The organism is Rhodococcus globerulus NBRC 14531, from assembly GCF_001894805.1.
GTDB classification, from domain to species: domain Bacteria; phylum Actinomycetota; class Actinomycetes; order Mycobacteriales; family Mycobacteriaceae; genus Rhodococcus_F; species Rhodococcus_F globerula.
In genome coordinates this window covers 419,559-439,959 of sequence record NZ_BCWX01000002.1, presented here as the reverse complement: position 1 = coordinate 439,959, position 20,401 = coordinate 419,559, and the positions used below count along the sequence as shown (strand labels likewise).

The 20,401-nt window shown below is 61.5% G+C and carries 6 protein-coding genes; 3 read left to right on the top strand and 3 right to left on the bottom strand.

The features are described 5' to 3' along the window. Positions 1–215: 215 nt before the first annotated feature. The gene (locus RG2_RS10620; RefSeq protein WP_033235034.1) at positions 216–566 is read left to right on the top strand and encodes a DMT family transporter; all 351 of its coding nucleotides are present in this window, start codon (positions 216–218) and stop codon (positions 564–566) included. Next, complete coding sequence (locus RG2_RS10615; protein WP_033234953.1) at positions 563–889, top strand: DMT family transporter; 327 nt, start codon at positions 563–565, stop codon at positions 887–889. The genes RG2_RS10620 and RG2_RS10615 overlap by 4 nt, the downstream gene beginning before the upstream one ends. On the opposite strand, the gene RG2_RS10610 is transcribed toward RG2_RS10615, so the two are convergent. The 3 genes from RG2_RS10610 to RG2_RS10600 are packed head-to-tail and all read right to left on the bottom strand — an operon-like array spanning position 773 to position 19,260. Further along, a complete protein-coding gene (locus RG2_RS10610) occupies positions 773–18,088 on the bottom strand; it encodes a non-ribosomal peptide synthetase (RefSeq protein ID WP_072782471.1) in 17,316 nt (5,771 codons plus the stop codon). The two genes, RG2_RS10615 and RG2_RS10610, sit on opposite strands and share 117 nt — an antisense overlap. Then, on the bottom strand, positions 18,081–18,566 hold the full coding sequence (locus tag RG2_RS10605; RefSeq protein WP_033236508.1) for an aminoacyl-tRNA deacylase: 486 nt from the start codon (positions 18,564–18,566) through the stop codon (positions 18,081–18,083). The genes RG2_RS10610 and RG2_RS10605 overlap by 8 nt, the downstream gene beginning before the upstream one ends. Before the next feature lie 40 nt (positions 18,567–18,606). Next, a complete protein-coding gene (locus RG2_RS10600; protein WP_133637965.1) occupies positions 18,607–19,260 on the bottom strand; it encodes a DUF6875 domain-containing protein in 654 nt (217 codons plus the stop codon). 420 nt (positions 19,261–19,680) lie between these two features. Here RG2_RS10600 and RG2_RS10595 point away from each other — a divergent pair, with 420 nt between their 5' ends. Beyond that, a complete protein-coding gene (locus RG2_RS10595) occupies positions 19,681–20,385 on the top strand; it encodes a response regulator (RefSeq protein WP_045067232.1) in 705 nt (234 codons plus the stop codon). Positions 20,386–20,401: the final 16 nt, after the last annotated feature.

Sequence of the window (20,401 nt, the reverse complement as noted above, 5' to 3'; positions counted from 1 at the left end):
TGTCATCGAGCCCGTACAGCTCGAACATTCCGTTGGACGACGGCGTGGGCCGCTGCCAGGTACTCGCTGTCGAGGAAACCTCCGCCGGACGGGGCCGAAGCGCGATCGATCACCGAGTCCAGGCGCTGCACCTGGGAGTGATGCCAGTCGAGAATCTGCGTCGCCGCAAGTTCTCCGTCGGAGCAGCGGCTACTGCTCTGACAGAATCACGGCTTGTGAAGAAATGGCTACTACTGATTGCCGCAATCGTGACCGAGGTCACCGCCACGCTCTCGTTGCGCGCAGCTCTCGATTACCCTGCCTGGTACGTAGTGGTCGCTGTGGGATACGTGGCAGCCTTCACCGCGCTGTCGTTCGTTCTCCGCGCAGGTATGGGACTTGGTGTTGCATACGGAATCTGGGGAGCGACCGGAGTTGTCCTGACCGCAATTCTCGCAACGCTTCTCTTCGGCGATCCCTTGACCGCGACGATGGGACTTGGCATTGCCTTGGTCATCGGTGGAGTCTTGTGTGTCGAACTCGGCTCGCAAGCAGCCGCCACTCGCGAATCGGGTGACACCGCGTGACCTGGATATTTCTGATCGCGGCGATCCTGTCCGAGGTTTCCGCCACCCTGGCGCTGCGTATGGCGTCGCAAACTGGAAGCAACAAGAAATGGTTCGTCGTGGTGGGCGTGGGCTATGTGGCCTCCTTCGCGTTTCTGACACTCGCGCTCGACGCCGGCCTTGCCCTCGGAGTGGCGTACGGAATCTGGACGGCCTGCGGGGTGGCGCTAACTGCCCTCGCGTGCCGAATCCTGTTTCGCGAAGCCCTGACGAAGCTCATGGCGGCGGGCATTGCGCTGATTGCCGCCGGTGTTGTCCTCATCGAACTCGGCGCCGGCCACTAGGCCAACCGACGCCAGGTGGCGATCCAGGATCGGACCGATGACTGCCAAACCCGGAGGGCTCGTCATCTGCTCATGCGTCGTGGGGATCTTGTACTCGTGGATATCTCCCACGACGTAGTCCTTCCAGTCCGCTGCCCCGATCGAGCCTTCGGGTCCTCCATTCCTGTCGGCTTCGCGCGACTCCACAGAGCTGAAGTAGAGAAGATCGGAGAGATCAAGGTTCGACGGGTGGTGCGCCACGGCATCATCGACCAGCTTGCAGTACTGCCGGTACAAAGTCTCGAGGTGATCGGCCGTCAGTGTCGAAAAGAATCCGCCCTTGCGGCGCAGCAACTCCGCGACCTGATCGAATGTGGGGTCTTCCTCGAGCGCATCGGGTAAATCAACCTCGGCGAACTCGGCGACCAATCGCGCAACAGACGGCATCGGAGCGTCAACCTCCGTCATCAAGCGACTGTCCATCATCGCGAGCGTTGCAACGTCAGCACCGTCACGACGAAGCCTTTCCGCCATTGCATGTGCGATCTGGCCACCCACCGAGTATCCGAGCAGATGATAGGGCCCGTGTGGCTGCACGGATCGGATCTCACGGACGTAGCGGGCCGCGAGATCGTCGAGCGAATCGAAATGCACGGACGAATCTGTCAGTGCTGGTGATTGGATTCCGTAGATCGGGCGGTCACTATCCACATACTGCACCAATCCACTGAAACACCACGCCAACCCGATCGCGGGATGGACACAAAAGAGCGGTTCACGATTCCCCGTGGCCCGCAGGGGAAGCATTACCCCGACCGCGTCGTTCGTCTCCGCTGTGCACGTCGCAATTCGGTGCGCCAACGTCGCGGGCGTCGACTCGGTGAAAATCCAGTGAACCGGCACTTCGGTCTCAATCGATTGATGCAATCGCGCAGCCACTGCGGTGGCTGTCAACGAATTGCCTCCGAGTGCAAAGAAATTGTCGTCGGCGCCCACTCGCGATATACCCAGTGCATCTGCAAACGCCGCGGCGACGGCGGCTTCCGTGCCTTCTCGAGGCGGCCGATATTCTGCGCGCTGGGCTTCGAAGTCAGGTGTGGGCAATGCATCCCGATCGATCTTCCCATTCGGCGTCACCGGCAACTCGCCAACCACCACCACCACAGCCGGCACCATCTGCGCAGGCACCCGTCCTGCCACACAATCCACAATCACCGAAATATCCAGGATTACAGACGATTCCGGCACCACATACCCGACCAACCGATCTTCCCGCACCGCAGCCGCCGACCCAGCCACCCCCACACATGCCAGCAGCGCCGACTCCACCTCCCCCAACTCGATCCGAACACCACGCACCTTCACCTGCAGATCACCACGACCCACAAACTCCAGAGACAAACCGCTATCCGAAACCCTGCGCCACCGAACCACATCCCCCGTCCGATACAACCTCCGCCCGCAGCCGCCAAACGGATCCGCCACAAACCTCGACGCCGTCAACCCCGCCCGATTCACATACCCCCTCGCCAAACCAGGACCCGACAGATACAACTCCCCCACCACACCCACCGGAACCGGCCGCAACCAACCATCAAGAACAACCTCCGCCACACCCCGAATCGGCCCGCCGATCGTCACCGGCTCCCCCACCACCAACGGCACACTCGCATTCGACTGCACCGTCGCCTCCGCCGGACCATACGTATTCACCACCACCCGACCCGGCGAACACCACCGCGCCACCAACTCCGGCGAACACACCTCACCGCCCACCACCACCGTCGACAGATCCTCGAGACCAGCCGGATCAACAGTCCCCAACACCGTCGGCGTCAACGCAACATGAGAAACCCTCTCCCGCACCAACAACTCCCGCAGATCCTCCCCACCGAACACCCCAGGTGGAGCAACCACCAACCGGCCACTAGACCCCAACGCCCACAACTGCTCCAATATCGCAGCATCAAAACTCGGCGACGCGCCATGCAACACCACCGAGTTGGCATCTAGCCCGAACCGAACACACTGATCCACAACCAAATTCGCCAACCCCCGATGCGGCACCACCACACCCTTCGGCACACCGGTCGACCCCGACGTATACACCACATACGCCGCCTCATCCGGATGCAGTGTTCCGCCCCGATCCACATCCGTCACCGCAGCAACAGACAACCCCGCTAACTCGACCTCCGCCACCGGATCGTCGAGCACCACCCAGTCCACAAATCCAGGTAATCGATTGTGCCAATCCGAATTCGTTATCCCCACCGTCACCACAGAATCGGTGAGCATGTACTCGACCCGGGAAGCCGGATACTCCGGATCAACCGCAACAAACGCCGCCCCCGACTTCGCCACCGCACACAACGCCACCACCGACAACGCCGACCGCGACAACGCCACCGCAACACACGACCCCGGACCAACACCACGGCTAATCAACAACCGCGCCAACCGATTCGACCGAACATCCAACTCCCCATACGACAACCGCTCATCACCACACACAACAGCCAGTGCGTTCGGATCCCCCACAGCCAACAACTCCGGCAACACCAACACCCGACCACCCGCAACACCCGACACCGGAACCAACTCACCACATTCCGCCGGCGAGAGTACGTTCAGCGCGCCGATTGACAGGTCCGGGTCGGTAACCGCTGCGTCGATCACACGGAGGACTCGCTGCATCATCTCGTCTATCACGTTGTGGTCGAAGAGATCTGGGAGGAACTTGATTGTCAGGTGCACTACCGCGTCGACGTGAGCGACCAGTCCGATCGGATAGTGCGCAGCGTCAACACCACTCACATCAACCACCCGCATACCCGCAATATCCGTCTCCGCAGTCAACCCACCACGATCGATCGGATACGACTCGAACACCGTCATCGTGTCGAACACCGCACCCGGCCCCGCCACCCGCTGAATATCCGCCAAACCCACGTACTGATGATCCAAAAGCCCAGCCTGCTCAGCCTGAATCCGGCCGAGAAGCGAACCAAGAGTCTCCCGCCGATCCAACCGAACCCGCACCGGCACCGTATTGACAAACAAACCGATCATCGACTCCACACCCGCAACCTGCGGAGGACGACCAGCCACCGTCGAACCGAACGTCACATCATCACGAGAAGTCCACCCACCCAACACAATCGACCACGCCATCTCGATCACCGAATTCACAGTCACCCCCCGACCCCGAACAAACGACATCAACCCCACAGTCTGCTCCTCGGTCAACTCACCGAACACATCCCGCGACTCGCGATACCGACGACCAGGATCGGCAGGCGCAACCAACGTCGGCTCGTCGACACCGTCGAATGCCTTGGCCCAGACGTCAAGTGACTCTGTCTTGTTCTGCCCGGCGATCCAGGCTAGAAAGTCCCGATAGGGACGTACCCGGGGCAGCGCCGCGCCATCGGTTGCGTAAAGCACCAGCACTTCCTTCAGAAGCAGTGGCGTCGACCAACCGTCCAGCAGCAGATGATGATTGGTCATCACCAGGCGATAGCTTCCCGGGCCGGTGCTGACCAACTTCCACCGCAACAGCGGAGCTCGAGTCGGTTCGAAGCGGGTAGCGCGATCCTCCGCCATCAGGTGATCCCAAGCACGAGCGCGGGCGCCGGAGTCCAATCCGGAAAGGTCGATCTCCGACCACGGTGCTTCGACGAAATCGTGCACCACCTGCACCGGCTGAGATCCGACGTCGGTGCGAAAGGCGGTCCGCAGATTCGGATTGCGATCGAGCACCGATTGGCAGGCACGGCGCAATCGCTGCGAGTCAACTTCACCCCGCAATTCGACAACCAACTGCACAACATAGGCGTCCACCGATCCCTCGGACGCCAACGCATGGAATAGCAAACCTGCCTGCAGCGGGGACAACGGCCACACATCACTCAATGCGGGGTACCTGTCCTCGAGCAGATCGATCTCACCTTGACCGAGACTGATCAAGTCCAGATCCGACGGAGTCCGGCCACCGACACCCGGGTTACCCGAGTCGGCGGCCAGCGCTGCCAGCGTTTCGGACCACATCCTCGCGGCCACTTGAACATCGCCCTTGCCCAGTATCCCTGTGGGGAACGACCAGATTGCGCGCAGTCTCGGCCTGCCGTCTTCGCCGTCGACGGTGAGCGCATTGATGTCGAGCACAGCCGGCAACGGCGTATCCGGATTTTGTGCACCACCCAGGTCGCTGTCTCCGTTGATCGGAATCCACGCCGCCCCGGACCCGTTCGATACAGCACCGGCGCCAACCCTGCCGAGATAGTTGAAGCCGATCTGCGGTGTTGGCAACTCCCCCAACACCAGTCCGGTGTCCTCGTTGAGATAGCGCAAAAGCCCGTAGCCGATCCCGTGATCGGGTACCGCCCGAAGCTGTTCCTTGACAGATTTGACAACAGCACCCAAGGCCAGGCCACCCGAACACGCATCGTCGAGATCGATGTCCGAAAGATCTAACCGCAGTGGGAAACTCGTGGAGAACCAGCCGATGGTTCGACTCAGATCCGAGCCGGGGACCGCACCTTCCTCGCGCCCATGACCCTCGAGCCCGATCAACACATCCGCAAGGGAGGGGCTATCTTCGCGCCGCCATGTCGTGACCGCGACGGCGAGTGCCGCCAGTAGAGCGTCGACCACACCACCGTGGAACGCTTCCGGAACTGTGGTGAGGAGTGCCTCCGTCACTTCCGGGGGTAAGTCAATCTCGATGGTGTCCGCGGTGGTGCTCACGTCGATTGAGGAGTCGAGGGGCCGAGACCCGATCATGGGGTCCTCGCCCCCAGCCATCGATTGCCACAACGCGAGTTCGGCTACCCGCTCCGGTCGACGAGCCGCCTCCACAAGCCCGTAGGCCCAACGACGCATAGACGTCCCGACCGGTTCCAGTTCCGGTGATCTACCGGAACTGATCTGCGACCACGCAATCGCCAGGTCAGGTATCAATACCCGCCACGACACCCCGTCGATGACCGTATGGTGAGCCACCACCAGCGCACAACCCTGATCGCCGGAATGTGGGGGATCAAACAAGACCACCTGCACTACGGTGCCAGTGCTGGGATCAAGTCGGTCCGCCGCAGCGTCCAACTCGTATGCAGTCACCTCACGGAAATCGGCACCGCCCCGCCCGGTCGATACTTTCCGAATTATCTTCTCTGCTTGAATTGATCCGACGGGCAGGACTTTCCAGCCCCACGATCCATGTGTGTCGGGACGCAATTGAGCCCGCAGCATGTCGTGATGGTCGAGCACCGCTTGTATCGTGCTCGCCAAGCTCTGTTCGTCTATTGCCTCCGGCAGATTCAGCATCACTGCCTGCGAGAAGCGAGTGAACCCCGAACCACCTCGCTCGACGAGCCAGCGCATTATCGGCGTCAACGGAACCTCACCGACACCACCGCCCGTCATTTCCTCAAACTTCGCTACGTCGGCCCCACCCTCCTCAACTGCTACCTCCGCCAACCCAGCCACTGTTTTACGCTCGAACACATCCCGCGGGGAGATGACCATGCCCTGAGCTTTTGCCCGCGCAGCAAGCTGAATCGACATGATGCTGTCACCGCCGAGGGCGAAGAACGAATCCTCCACGCCCACCGATTCGAGTCCGAGCACCTCCTCGAACAACCCTGCTAACGCCGATTCCATCTCGGATACCGGAGCTCGGAATTCCGCCCGAACAGCAGAAAGATCCGGCGTGGGCAAGGCCTCGCGGTCCAGCTTTCCGTTAGGGGTGACCGGCAACTCGTCAACCACCACCACCGCAGCGGGCACCATCTGCGCCGGCACCCGCCCTGCCACACAATCCACAATCACCGAAATATCCAGACTCACAGACGATTCCGGCACTACATACCCGACCAACCGATCTTCCCGCACCGCAGCAGCCGACCCAGCCACCCCCACACAACCCAACAGCGCCGACTCCACCTCCCCCAACTCAATCCGAACACCCCGCACCTTCACCTGCAGATCACCACGACCCACAAACTCCAACGCGAGATCCCCACCCGAAACCCGCCGCCACCGAACCACATCCCCCGTCCGATACAACCTCCGCCCAGGACCGCCAAACGGATCCGCCACAAACCGCGACGCCGTCAACCCCGCCCGATTCACATACCCCCTCGCCAAACCAGGACCCGACAGATACAACTCCCCCACCACACCCACCGGAACCGGCCGCAACCAACCATCAAGAACAACCTCCGCCACACCCCGAATCGGCCCACCAATCGTCACCGGATCCCCCACCACCAACGGCACACTCGCATTCGACTGCACCGTCGCCTCCGCCGGACCATACGTATTCACCACCACCCGACCCGGCGAACACCACCGCGCCACCAACTCCGGCGAACACACCTCACCGCCCACCACCACCGTCGACAAATCCTCCAGACCAGCCGGATCAACAGTCCCCAACACCGTCGGCGTCAACGCAACATGAGAAACCCTCTCCCGCACCAACAACTCCCGAAGCTCGCCGCCCCCGAACACCCCCGGCGGAGCAACCACCAACCGGCCACCAGACCCCAACGCCCACAACTGCTCCAACATCGCAGCATCAAAACTCGGCGACGCGCCATGCAACACCACCGAGTCGGCACCCAAACCGAACCGAACACACTGATCCACAACCAAATTCGCCAACCCCCGATGCGGCACCACCACACCCTTCGGCACACCCGTCGACCCCGACGTATACACCACATACGCCGCCAAATCCGGACGCAGTGTTCCACCCCGATCCACATCCGTCACCGCAGCAACAGACAACCCCGCTAACTCGACCTCCGCCACCGGATCGTCGAGCACCACCCAGTCCACAAATCCAGGTAATCGATTGTGCCAATCCGAATTCGTTATCCCCACCGTCACCACAGAATCGGTGAGCATGTACTCGACCCGGGAAGCCGGATACTCCGGATCAACCGCAACAAACGCCGCCCCCGACTTCGCCACCGCACACAACGCCACCACCGACAACACCGACCGCGACAACGCCACCGCAACACACGACCCCGAACCAACACCACGGCTAATCAACAACCGCGCCAACCGATTCGACCAACCATCCAACTCCCCATACGACAACCGCTCATCACCACACACGACAGCCAGTGCGTTCGGGTCCCGCGCAGCCGACAGTAATTCCGGAAGCACATGTTCTTTCGCGGACAAACCACCCTGAACTGGAGCCAGTTCCCGCCGCTCCGAGGGCGAGAGCACGTCCAGTGCTGCAAGTGGTAGGTCAGGATCTGCGACTGTGGTGTTGATGACACGCAGAACCCGCTGCACAGCACTGCTCATCGTGTCGTTGTCGAAAAGTTCCGGTAGATACTTGATTCTGATGTGTAGTCGGTTGTCCAGGTGCGCAACGACGCCGATCGGATAGTGCGCAGCGTCAACACCACTCACATCAACCACCCGCATACCCGCAATATCCGTCTCCGCAGTCAACCCACCACGATCGACCGGATACGACTCGAACACCGTCATCGAGTCGAACACCGCACCCGGCCCCGCCACCCGCTGAATATCCGCCAAACCCACATACTGATGATCCAAAAGCCCAGCCTGCTCAGCCTGAATCCGGCCGAGAAGCGAACCAAGACTCTCCCCCCGATCCAACCGAACCCGCACCGGCACCGTATTGACAAACAAACCGATCATCGACTCCACACCCGCAACCTGCGGAGGACGACCAGCCACCGTCGAACCGAACGTCACATCATCACGAGAAGTCCACCCACCCAACACAATCGACCACGCCATCTCGATCACCGAATTCACAGTCACCCCCCTACCCCGAACAAACGACATCAACCCCGCAGTCTGCTCCTCGGTCAACTCACCGAACACATCCCGCGACTCGCTGTACCGACGACCAGGATCGGCAGGTGCGACCAGGGTAGGGCTCGGGGCGCCGGCAAGTTGTTTGACCCACTCGTCCACAGATCCAGCGGTATCCTGCCGGTTGATCCACGCCAGGTAGTCGCGGTACGGGTACGCCCTGGGCAAGGCATCTTCACCTGCGGCATAAGCCAGCAGCACTTCACGCAACAAGAGTGGCGTCGACCAACCGTCGAGCAGCAGATGATGATTGGTCATTACGAGCCGGTAGCTCTGCGGACCTGTAGTGATGAGCAACCAGCGCAGCAGCGGCGCACGCGTGGGATCAAAACGGTGTGCTCTGTCAGAGGCCATCACCCGATCCAATTCCAGGCGGCGCGCTTCCTCGTCAAGTTCCGAGAGGTCCATCTCCGACCACACGACCGTCAGGTGTTCCTGGACCACCTGCACCGGCCCGGGTTCGAGGTCGGAGACAAATGCCGTCCTCAGATTCGGGTAGCGATCGAGCACCACCTGACCCGCCTGACGCAAACGCTCCGAATCGGCCTCACCCCGCAATTCGACGGTCAATTGCACGACGTACGCGTCTACCGACTCCTCGGACAACAGGGCATGGAACAGCAAACCGGACTGAAGCGGGGACAACGGCCACACATCACTCAATGTGGGATACCTGTCCTCGAGCACGTCGATCTCACCTTGGCCGAGACTGACCAAGGCCAGGTCCGACGGTGTCCGCCCCCCGATGGGATGGTCGGCCAGCGCGGTCAACACTTCGGTCCACAACCGTGCCAGCTCGCTCACCTCGTCGACAGTCAGCACCCCCGTTGGGAAGGACCACGTCGCACGTAATCGGGGCTTGCCCTGGCTACCGAGAGTCATAGCGTTGATCTCCAGGACGCTCGCTATCGGCATGTCAGGATCCTGAGCACCCCCACGGTCGGAGCCGCCGAGCCTGCCATTTTCATCTAGTGGCGACCATCCGATTCCGTCCGGGATTGATGCTCCGACGCGCCCCAGATAGTTGAATCCGATCTGCGGTGTTGCGAGCTCCCGCATCTCAAAAGCGGTGTCCTCGTTGAGATACCGCAACAATCCGTACCCGATCCCGTGATCGGGTACCGCCCGGATCTGTTCCTTGACAGCTTTGACTGCGGCAGCCAATGCCGGGCCACCTGCGCAGGCGTCGTCGAGATCAATGTCTGCAAGATCCAGGCGCAGTGGAAAACTCGTGGTGAACCAGCCGACGGTACGACCCAGATCCGAACCGGGGACCGCGTTCTCCTCTCGTCCATGGCCTTCGAGCGCAATGAGCGTTGTGGCAATCGGGGCACCTGCCGACATCGGTCGGCGATCTCGCCGCCATTGCGTGACCGCAACAGCCAACGCAGCCAACAACCCGTCGCTGACCCCACCGTGAAACGCCTGGGGAACTGTGGTCAGCAAGGCTTCTGTCACGTCGGTGGGCAGCTCCACGGAAACATAATCCGTCGATCCGTTCACATCGACCGACGGGTCGAGGGGCCGCGACCCGATCACCGGATCGTCGCCGGCCGTCATCGCTCGCCACCGGTCGAGTTCCGCTACTCGCTCCGGCCGACGGGCCTCCTCGACAAGCCCATGAGCCCAACGACGCATCGACGTTCCAACCGCCGGCAACTCTGGTTCCACCCCAGCCACGATCTGCGACCACGCAATCGCCAGATCCGGCACCAACACTCGCCAGGACACACCGTCGATAGCCGAATGATGTACCACCACAAGAACACAGCCGTGCGCGCCATCCTCCACAGGTTCGAACCACACCACCTGCATCACCACACCGGCACCGGGATCGAGCCGGTCCGCCGCAGCATCCAACTCCGCAGACGCGAGGTTATTGAACTGGGAACTTCCCGGCTTCCCTCTCATCGGTACCCGGCAGATGAGGCGGTCCGCTCGAATCCCTCCTTCCGGCAACACCTCCCACGTCCAGCGGCCACCGGCTTGCTGCCGGAGCCGAGCCCGGAGAATGTCGTGATGGTCGAGCACCGCTTGCACCGTGCTCGCCAAGCTCTGTTCGTCTATTGCCTCCGGCAGATTCAGCATCAGTGCCTGTGAGAAGCGAGTGAACCCCGACGTGCCCCGTTCGAGGAGCCAGCGCATTATCGGCGTCAACGGAACCTCCCCGACCCCGCCCCCAGGCAGTTCTTCCAACGTGGCTGCCTCCAGTCCGTCACCGAAGACCGCAATCTCCGCCAACCCAGCCACTGTTTTACGCTCGAACACATCCCGCGGGGAGAAAACTATTCCGGTCGCCTTTGCCCGTGAGACCAATTGAATCGCTACGATGCTGTCGCCGCCGAGGGCGAAGAACGAATCCTCCACGCCTACCGATTCGAGTCCGAGCACCTCCTCGAACAACCCTGCTAATGCCGATTCCATGTCGGATACCGGAGCTCGGAATTCCGCCCGAACGGCAGAAAGATCCGGCGTGGGCAATGCGTCGCGGTCCAGCTTTCCGTTAGGGGTGACCGGCAACTCGTCAACCACCACCACCGCAGCCGGCACCATCTGCGCAGGCACCCGCCCTGCCACACAATCCACAATCACCGAAGCATCTAGGGTCACAGACGATTCCGGGACCACATACCCGACCAACCGATCTTCCCGCACCGCAGCAGCCGACCCAGCCACCCCCACACAGGCCAGCAACGCCGACTCCACCTCCCCCAACTCGATCCGAACACCCCGCACCTTCACCTGCAAATCACCACGACCCACAAACTCCAGAGACAAACTTCTATCCGAAACCCTGCGCCACCGAACCACATCCCCCGTCCGATACAACCTCCGCCCGCCGCCGCCAAACGGATCCGCCACAAACCGCGACGCCGTCAACCCCGCCCGGTTCACATACCCGCGCGCCAAACCAGGACCCGACAGATACAACTCCCCCACCGCACCCACCGGAACCGGACGCAACCAACCATCAAGAACAACCTCCGCCACACCCCGAATCGGGCCACCAATCGTCACCGGATCCCCCACCACCAACGGCACACTCGCATTCGACTGCACCGTCGCCTCCGCCGGACCATACGTATTCACCACCACCCGACCCGGCGAACACCACCGCGCCACCAACTCCGGCGAACACACCTCACCGCCCACCACCACAGTCGACAGATCCTCCAGACCAGCCGGATCAACAGTCCCCAACACCGTCGGCGTCAACGCAACATGAGAAACCCTCTCCCGCACCAACAACTCCCGAAGATCCTCCCCACCGAACACCCCCGGTGGAGCAACCACCAACCGACCACCAGACCCCAACGCCCACAACTGCTCGAGCACCGCAGCATCAAAACTCGGCGACGCGCCATGCAACACCACCGAGTCGGCACCCAAACCGAACCGAACACACTGATCCACAACCAAATTCGCCAACCCCCGATGCGGCACCACCACACCCTTCGGCACACCCGTCGACCCCGACGTATACACCACATACGCCGCCCCATCCGGAAACAGCGATCCACCCCGATCCACATCCGTCACCGGCCCAGCATCAAACCCCGCCAACGCACCCTCGAACTCGGGATCATCAAGCACCAACCACGGCACCGCACCCGGCAACCCCCCAACATGCTCCGAAGACGTAACACCCAGCACCGCACCACAATCAGCAAGCATGAACTCCACCCGCGCCGCCGGATACCCCGGATCAACCGCAACAAACGCCGCCCCCGACTTCGCCACCGCACACAACGCCACCACCGACAACACCGACCGCGACAACTCCACCGCAACACACGACCCCGAACCAACACCACGGCTAATCAACAACCGCGCCAACCGATTCGACCAACCATCCAACTCCCCATACGACAACCGCTCATCACCACACACCACCGCAACCGCCGACCGATCCGCCGCACCCACAGCCAACAACTCCGGCAACACCAACACCCGACCACCCGCAACACCCGACACCGGAACCAACTCACCACATTCCGCCGGCGAGAGGAGACTGATATCCCCCACTCGGGTTGACGGCGCAGTCACGATGTCCTCGAGGATGCGTACAAATCGATCCGCAAAGCCCTGCACGGTATCCCGGTCGAGAATGTCGACGGCAAAACCGAAGGACGCAGACATCCCGGCGGGAGAATTGTCGCCGGGATCGAAGTCCTCGGCGAGACTCAAGTGCAGGTCGTACCGGGCGACCTCGACGTCCACGTCGAGAAGTTCGACGGTCAATTCCGGGAGCGCCAGTTCCGGCAACGCGGCATTCCTGAACTCGAGCATCACTTGAAACAACGGTGAGTGTGCGGTCGAGCGGACCGGATCGATTGCCTCGACCACTTGCTCGAACGGGATCTGGGCGTGTGCGAACGCCCCCAGATCGCTCTCTCGGACCGTCGCCAGCACCTTCTCGAACGACGACCCGGATGTTACTGCCGTCCGCAACACCACTGTGTTGACGAACATGCCCACCATATCGTCGAGTGCAGCCTCACCACGCCCGGCTACCGGAGTTCCCACCACAATGTCGCCGCTCCCACTCAACCGGCTGAGCAGGATGGCCAGCGCCGCATGCATGGTCATGAATATCGTCGAATCATGCTTGCGCGCAAGAAGTTGCAGGGCGCGATGTAACTGCGCAGCGATCTCGAAGTGCACTGAGCTTCCTCGCATCTGCCGCCACGTCGGGCGGACTCGATCCGTCGGCAACGGCAGGACGGCCGGTAACCCCGACAGCGCCTGTTGCCAGTACGCGAGCTCCTCGCCGGCAAGTGAACCCGGATCGGATTCGACGCCGAGCAGGCGGCGCTGCCACAAGGTGTAATCGGCATAGGTCACCGCAAGCGCCGCCCAATCCGGGATTCGCCGGTTCGCCCGCGCGGTGTACGCGGTCATCACATCGCGGGCCAGCGGCGGCATCGACGAACCGTCGGCAGCGATGTGGTGCACCACAATCACCAGCACGTACCGCTCTGGGCCATCCCTGAACAACGCTATTCGTACTGGAACTTCTTCTGTGACATCAAATCCGGACGACGCAAGCCTCTCGATGCGCCCGAGCAATTCGCTCTCACCTGCCACGTCGACCGGACTGAAATCCCGAAGCACTTGCCCTGTCGGAACAACCACCTGGTGCGGACCGTCCGACGATCCGGGGTACACCGTGCGAAGGGTGTCATGACGCTCGACGACGTCTGTCAGCGCCGCTCGGAAGGCGTCCGTATCCAGTTCTCCGGTCAGGCGGAGCGCGATGGGAATGTTGTACGCGGGCGACGATGTGTCCAATTGATTGACCAGCCACATACGATGCTGGGCAAGGGACACCGGAACTCTCTCGGGTCGCACACCTGCCGTCAAAGCGGGCCCCGCGGACGTCCGTCCGTCGGTGCGCTCGATCCAGCCTGCGAGCGCCGTCACGGTAGGTTCGTCGAACAGGTCCCGCACGCTCACTCCCTCGTTGAGCGCTGAATTGATCCGCGCCACAGCTTTGGTCGCGCTCAGAGAATTTCCGCCGAGGTCGAAGAAGTGTGCATCGGCGCCGAGGTGCTCGATACCCAGCACCTCGCCGAACACACCGGCGATGGTCTCTTCGATGGGGGTTCGAGGCTGCCGGAACTCGGATCTTGATGCCCCGACATCGGGTTCTGGCAGGGCGCCGCGATCGAGCTTGCCGACCGGGGTCAGAGGGATAGCGTCGAGCACGGTGATTGTTGCCGGCACCATGTAGTCGGGCAGCAATCCCCGGACATGGGTTCGTAATTCAGCCGGGTCGACGTTGTTGTCACCGGCGGGAAGCACATACGATGCCAAGCTGGTGTTTGCAGTGGGTTCGGTGTTTCCAGTGGGTTCGGTGTGTCCGAGTGTAACCGCAAATGCCACGCTCGGATGTTCGGTCAATGCCGCATCGATCTCGCCGAGTTCTATCCGGAAACCGCGGATCTTCACTTGAAAATCGTTGCGGCCCAAGTACTCGATTGTCAGACGTCCCTCCTGATCGTGGCGCCATCGCACCATGTCCCCGGTGCGATACATACGGCGCCCCGGAGGTCCGAACGGATCGGCAACAAACCTCGACGCTGTTCTTCCCGTCTGGTTCCGATAGCCGCGCGCCAAGCCGACGCCGCCCAGATACAACTCCCCGACCACTCCGACCGGCACCGGTCGCAGCCGATCGTCGAGGACTACTTCGGCGAGACCGCGGATCGGACCTCCCAGTGTCAGTAGCTCACTGCCCGACTCGATCGCCCCGACATTTGCCATGACCGTCGACTCGGTCGGGCCGTAGGCGTCGAACATCAACCGGCCGGCTGACCACCGACCCGCCAATTCCGGCGAACATGCCTCCCCGGCAACAACAAGGCACTGGAGCGAGGTTCGCCCCCGCGGGTCCAGTGATGCCAGCGCGGAAGGTGTGAGGACGGCATGTGTGATCTTCTCGCGATCGAGCAGCGCCGTGAGTTCGTCACCGCCGTATGTGGTTGGCGGCGTGATCACCAATCGGGCTCCCGACCCCAAGGCCCACATCAATTCGAACACCGACGCGTCGAAACTCGGAGACGCACAGTGCAATATTCGCGCGTGCGGCCCCGTCTCGAATCGTGTGCACTGCTCCGTCATCAGGTCGAGCAACCCACGGTGCGGCACCACCACCCCTTTCGGAATCCCGGTCGACCCGGATGTGTAGATCACGTATGCCGGGTGGTCGATGTCGAGAGTCGCTGTCCGTTCCCCGTCGGTCACCGGCGCAGCGGAGGAACCCACGATCTCGGTAGCGGTGTCCTGGTCGTCGAGCACCAGCCACGGAACCGTCTGAGGCAGTTTTCGGGCATAGCTGGTGATCGCCACACCGAGTACCGCCCCGGAATCGACGAGCATGTGTTCGAGTCGCGCCGACGGGTATCCCGGATCCACCGGAACAAACGCCGCACCGCTCTTCGTGACGGCCAATAACGCCATCACCGAGTCGATCGACCGCGGCAGTCCGATAGCCACCACCGACTCGGGTCCTATCTCACGGCCGATCAGATAGTGGGCCAGGCGATTCGATCGGCGATCCAGCTCTTCGTACGTCAGTGTGCAATCGCCGCCCACAAGAGCAATCGCGGTCGGATCGGCAGCGACGGCCTCTGCAAAAAGCAGCGGCAAACTCCGTGGTGGCAGTGCGGCCCCACCCCGTACCGGTGTCAGGTATTCATGCTCCGACGGCAGAAGCAGATCCATCTCGTAGATCCGAACCTCGGAATTCGCGACGCCACACTCGAGCACACGCACCAGACGCTCGGCGAGAATATCGATTGTTTTCGGGTTGTACACGTCGGTGGCAAACCCGAGATCCACCTGTACGCCCGAAGGTCGACCGGTATCGGTAAACCTTTCGCCTACTGTGATATTCAGGTCGCAGTTCCGTGACTGATTCCATCCGTCGGGCGCGGTGAGAGCCACATCCGCCGCCGTGGTCGGCTCACAGCCACGGACGCCCAGCATTACGTGGAAGAGAGTCGAACCTACAGCCTCCGCGACCCGTTCCGCTGGTACCTGGGCATGAGCGAATGCATCACGCTCGCATCGGTTTACCTGATCTATCAGGTCGGCAAAGGAGATGTCCGGATCGACTCGAGTCCGCAGGACAACCGCGTCGACGACTGGGTCAGCTGCCTCATTCCGCCTGCGAACCGGCGCTCCCACCGAGATGTCGTCGGCGGCAGCCAGGCGAGCCAGCAGTACAGCCAGACCTGCGTGCATCACGGTAAACACTGTCGAACCGCGCTCGCGGGCAATGGATTCAAGCTGGCGATGCAACTCGGCACCCAGTTCGACCTGGCGCGATTCCAACAGCGGGGACCTGTCGGTCGAGCGACGCCGATCCGTCGGCAGGTCCAACCGCGCCGGGAGACCTGCCAGGCTGCGCCGCCAATAGCCCAGGTGCTGCACTGTTTCCATCCGGCGCTTGCCCACCACCGCGGTAGCAGCATGGATTGTGGAAATCGGTGTCGCCGGGCCGGCCGCGGCGAACTCCTCGACAACTGCGACGCAGCCGCGATGATGGCATTGCAACTCGCCTTCCGTATAGCGACCCGGATTTCCCCGGAACTCGACGAATGTTCTTACTGGAGTGCCACTTTGATAGATATTCACCAGCAGATCGTCGATCGGACCTGACGTCAGCACGTGGAACTCACCGCACACCGATCCGAAGTTGATCTCTTGACGGAACAGCATCACGTTGACGATCGGCCCGGTGGCCATGGAACGCCGCGCACCGGCACTCAAGCCACGGGCGATCTCTTCGAGATTGCCGCGCTGATGGCGCAGTGCACCGGTCAACTCGAGTCGGACACGATCGACCAGTTCGCCAACAGTGTCGCCGGGGCGGATATCAATCCGCAGTGGAACGATGTTGACGAGCATTCCGCCTGATCGGCGGAGCACAGCGGTTGTCCGGCCGGAAACGGGGATCTGCACGCAGACATCGGTGTGCCCCGTCATCCGGGAGAGGTAGCAGGCAAACCCGGCAATGATGGTGGCCGCCGACGTTCCGCTCGCGTGTCTTTCCGAATCCATCAGACGCGCAACAGTATTCTCCTCCAACGACGACGCCACCAGCGTGTCGGTGGCGACCGGAATCGCATACCGCTCGGCGAGACTCGAGCCTTCAGTCATGCCCCCCAGTCGCTCGGTCCAGTAGGCGCGATCGGACTCGAAGCGGCTTGAAGCACGGTAAGCGCAGTCGAGTTCGTACAAGGTGCGCAGGTCTGCTGTCGGGTTGGGCGGCGGTTCACGCCCCTCCACAGCAGCTGTGTAGATCACGCCCATGCGATTGACCATCGTCACCGCGGCATAGGCGTCGAGCGCTACATGGTGAGCCCGGCCGTACCAGAGGTAGTGAGCATCGCCGACTTGCAGCAGCGAGGACGCGATCAAACGCTCACGCATGGGATCCGTCGGCGTTGTGTATTCGTCGCGCATCCAGGCTTGTGCTGCCGCTACCGGATCGTGCTCACCACGAAAGTCGACAAATCCCAGTTCCTTGTCCTGACTGGGATCAAGCATTTGGCGGGGCTCGCCATCGACCTCGATCAGTCGGAGGAACGCCCACTGGACCTCTCGTCCAGCGGTTACCGCCACCGAGCGGAACAGCGCAAGATCAAGTTCTCCGTGGAACTCGACGTATTCGGCGATGCAGTGCGGCAGTTCCGGAACGAGTTGCTGCGCAAGCCACACACCGTATTGAGCAGACGACAGCGGAAACGGATCTGAGGGTGGATCGGCGGGAGTAAGTTCGGGATCCGCGTTCGATTCGGGAACGCGGGCGTCGTTGCTACTGAGTCGAATCTCATCCATCAGTTATCTCCACATTCTGTCCATCGCACGCTTCGGCAAGATCCCACGGACTCAGCTCGACCTCGACGCCGACGTTCCCGCCGCCGACCACGACAGTGGAGTAGGCCATCAGAGATGTGTCGATGACAACCACAATGTCGCGCGGCAATCCGAGCGGTGACACTCCGAGACGTTGATATCCACATTTCTTCTCGACGCTGTCCTCACCCGCCACTTCCAGCCGACCCAACCCCAGATGACGGGAAATCGACGCCATGTCGATCCGCCGATCGATCGGGCACACCGCAAGGACAAGACGGGTTCCGGACTGTTGTTGCAACAGGATCGATTTCGTGATCCGCCCCAGCGGAATCCCGAGTGTCCTTGACACATCTTTCGGCGATAAAACTGGAAGATCAAAAGTGGAGTGGTCATGAACAATGACCGGGAATTGGAATTCTTCGACCGCCGCAGCAACTTGATCGTGCAATTCGTTCACGGTGCACTCCTGCCCATTGTTCGAACTCCAGCGCGTCGTGCTAAGACTCCAGTTTCGAGACGATGTAGGCGCGGGCAGGCGGCGGAACAGTTGGCGCAAACCGCTTCAAATACGCAGCCATCCATTCGGAACGTTCGGTCAGGAACGGGTAGTCCGTGCTGACCATGTGCCTCACCGCCAGCATCGGAAGCGGTGCATCCAGTGGTTTGAAGTCGTCGTTCCATAAACCGGGCCTGGTACACCCTGGATAGAACTGTCCCAGCATCAGGCCTTTGTTGATGAAGGTCGACTTTCCATACGACTGAACCGCATCAATGACCGAGAAATCAGTCAGATCCGGAAATATCGCCAGAATCGCCTTGAATATCGCATCTTTCCCGTCACTGGGACTCAGCTCCGGAAATATGTCGGCCATGTCCTGCGCGATCTTTGTCATCAAGGAAAAATCTATGTTGTCACCTTGGACGATTCCTGCCCAGAAAAGGCGCCGTTCCAGCGATGGACCGGTAAATGGGCACACTGGACCTGCTCGCCCCAAATCCTGGTGTGGCTCAGTGAGATACTGGCGGGCCCAGTTTCGAAGAATTCCCATAGTCCGATCCGGACTATCGAATTCTTCCTCGTCCAAGATATTGAGGAATTCTATGTGCGATCTGGTACCTACAATCCGTTGATACGCCATTCGATTCGTCATTGTCGCAATCCTTATCACTGGCGAGGCTCCGCTTGTCGATAACGAAACTGTGCCTCCTGAGGAAGAACGTCGCGATCACGAGAGACCAATCTTCCGACCACGACCGTCACGCTTGTCGGTAGTGCGCTGACGGCACAGGTGCTCCTTGCAATGTGGTCATGTTGCCTCCCGAAATTACTTCTGACTCCCAGAATCGTCGGCACACGTACCGATGTCGTCACCGCTGACGCCCATCTGCGCTACCGACTGCCCCCACTGCCGCCATTCCCGCTACCTTCAATGCCACCACCGAGTCGCCCCGGAGCAACATCGCCGTCCTCGCGTATACCTGCAGACCGCAACTCGGTAGGCTCGAAGTTGATCGGCCCGGCGACGTTTGGGTGAACACCCAGTCATGGACCGGGAGTCTCGGAGTCGACGATGACAGATTTCAGTTTCGTTGCACCACATCGAGATAGAGACAGCAACGGCCGCAGCGCAGTCCGGGTGGTGCTGGCCGAGGACGACGTCCTACTCCGCGAAGGTCTCGCAAGCCTGCTGACCCGCTCGGGCGTCGACGTTGTGGGTCAGGCCGGCGACGCGGAGCAATTGCTGGATTCGGTCCGGGAAATGTCGCCGGATCTCGTGGTGGTCGACATCCGAATGCCACCGACTCATACGACCGAAGGACTCGACGCGGCCAAGGTGATCCGCGACGAACTCCCGGAAACCGGCATCCTGGTCCTCTCGGCGCACGCCGACGTCGAGCAGGCAATGGAGTTGCTCGCAAGCGGTCAAGGGATTGGCTACCTGCTCAAGAGCCGCATCACCGACGTGGACGATTTTGTCGAGACCCTCCAGCGAATCGCCAAGGGTGCGGCAGTAATCGACCCCGCCTTGGTTCGGGAGTTGGTGACGGCTCGCCGACGCAACGACCCACTTGCCGCCCTCAGCACGCGCGAACGAGAAGTGCTGGCATTGATGGCTGAAGGACGTTCGAACGTGGGTATCGCCCACAGGCTGTGTGTCACACCGGGCACCGTCGAGAAACACGTCCGCAGCATTCTCACCAAACTGGAACTCACCGAGACCGGTGAAAACCACCGCCGAGTACTCGCCGTTGTCACCTACCTCCAAGCATGCTGACTGCTCGAGTCTCCAA

What these genes read in the sequence shown, in the direction of transcription:
- RG2_RS10610 (WP_072782471.1), bottom strand. Translation starts at nt 18,088, where the DNA reads ATGGATGAGATTCGACTCAGTAGCAACGACGCCCGCGTTCCCGAATCG.
- RG2_RS10595 (WP_045067232.1), top strand. Translation starts at nt 19,681, where the DNA reads ATGACAGATTTCAGTTTCGTTGCACCACATCGAGATAGAGACAGCAAC.
- RG2_RS10600 (WP_133637965.1), bottom strand. Translation starts at nt 19,260, where the DNA reads ATGACGAATCGAATGGCGTATCAACGGATTGTAGGTACCAGATCGCAC.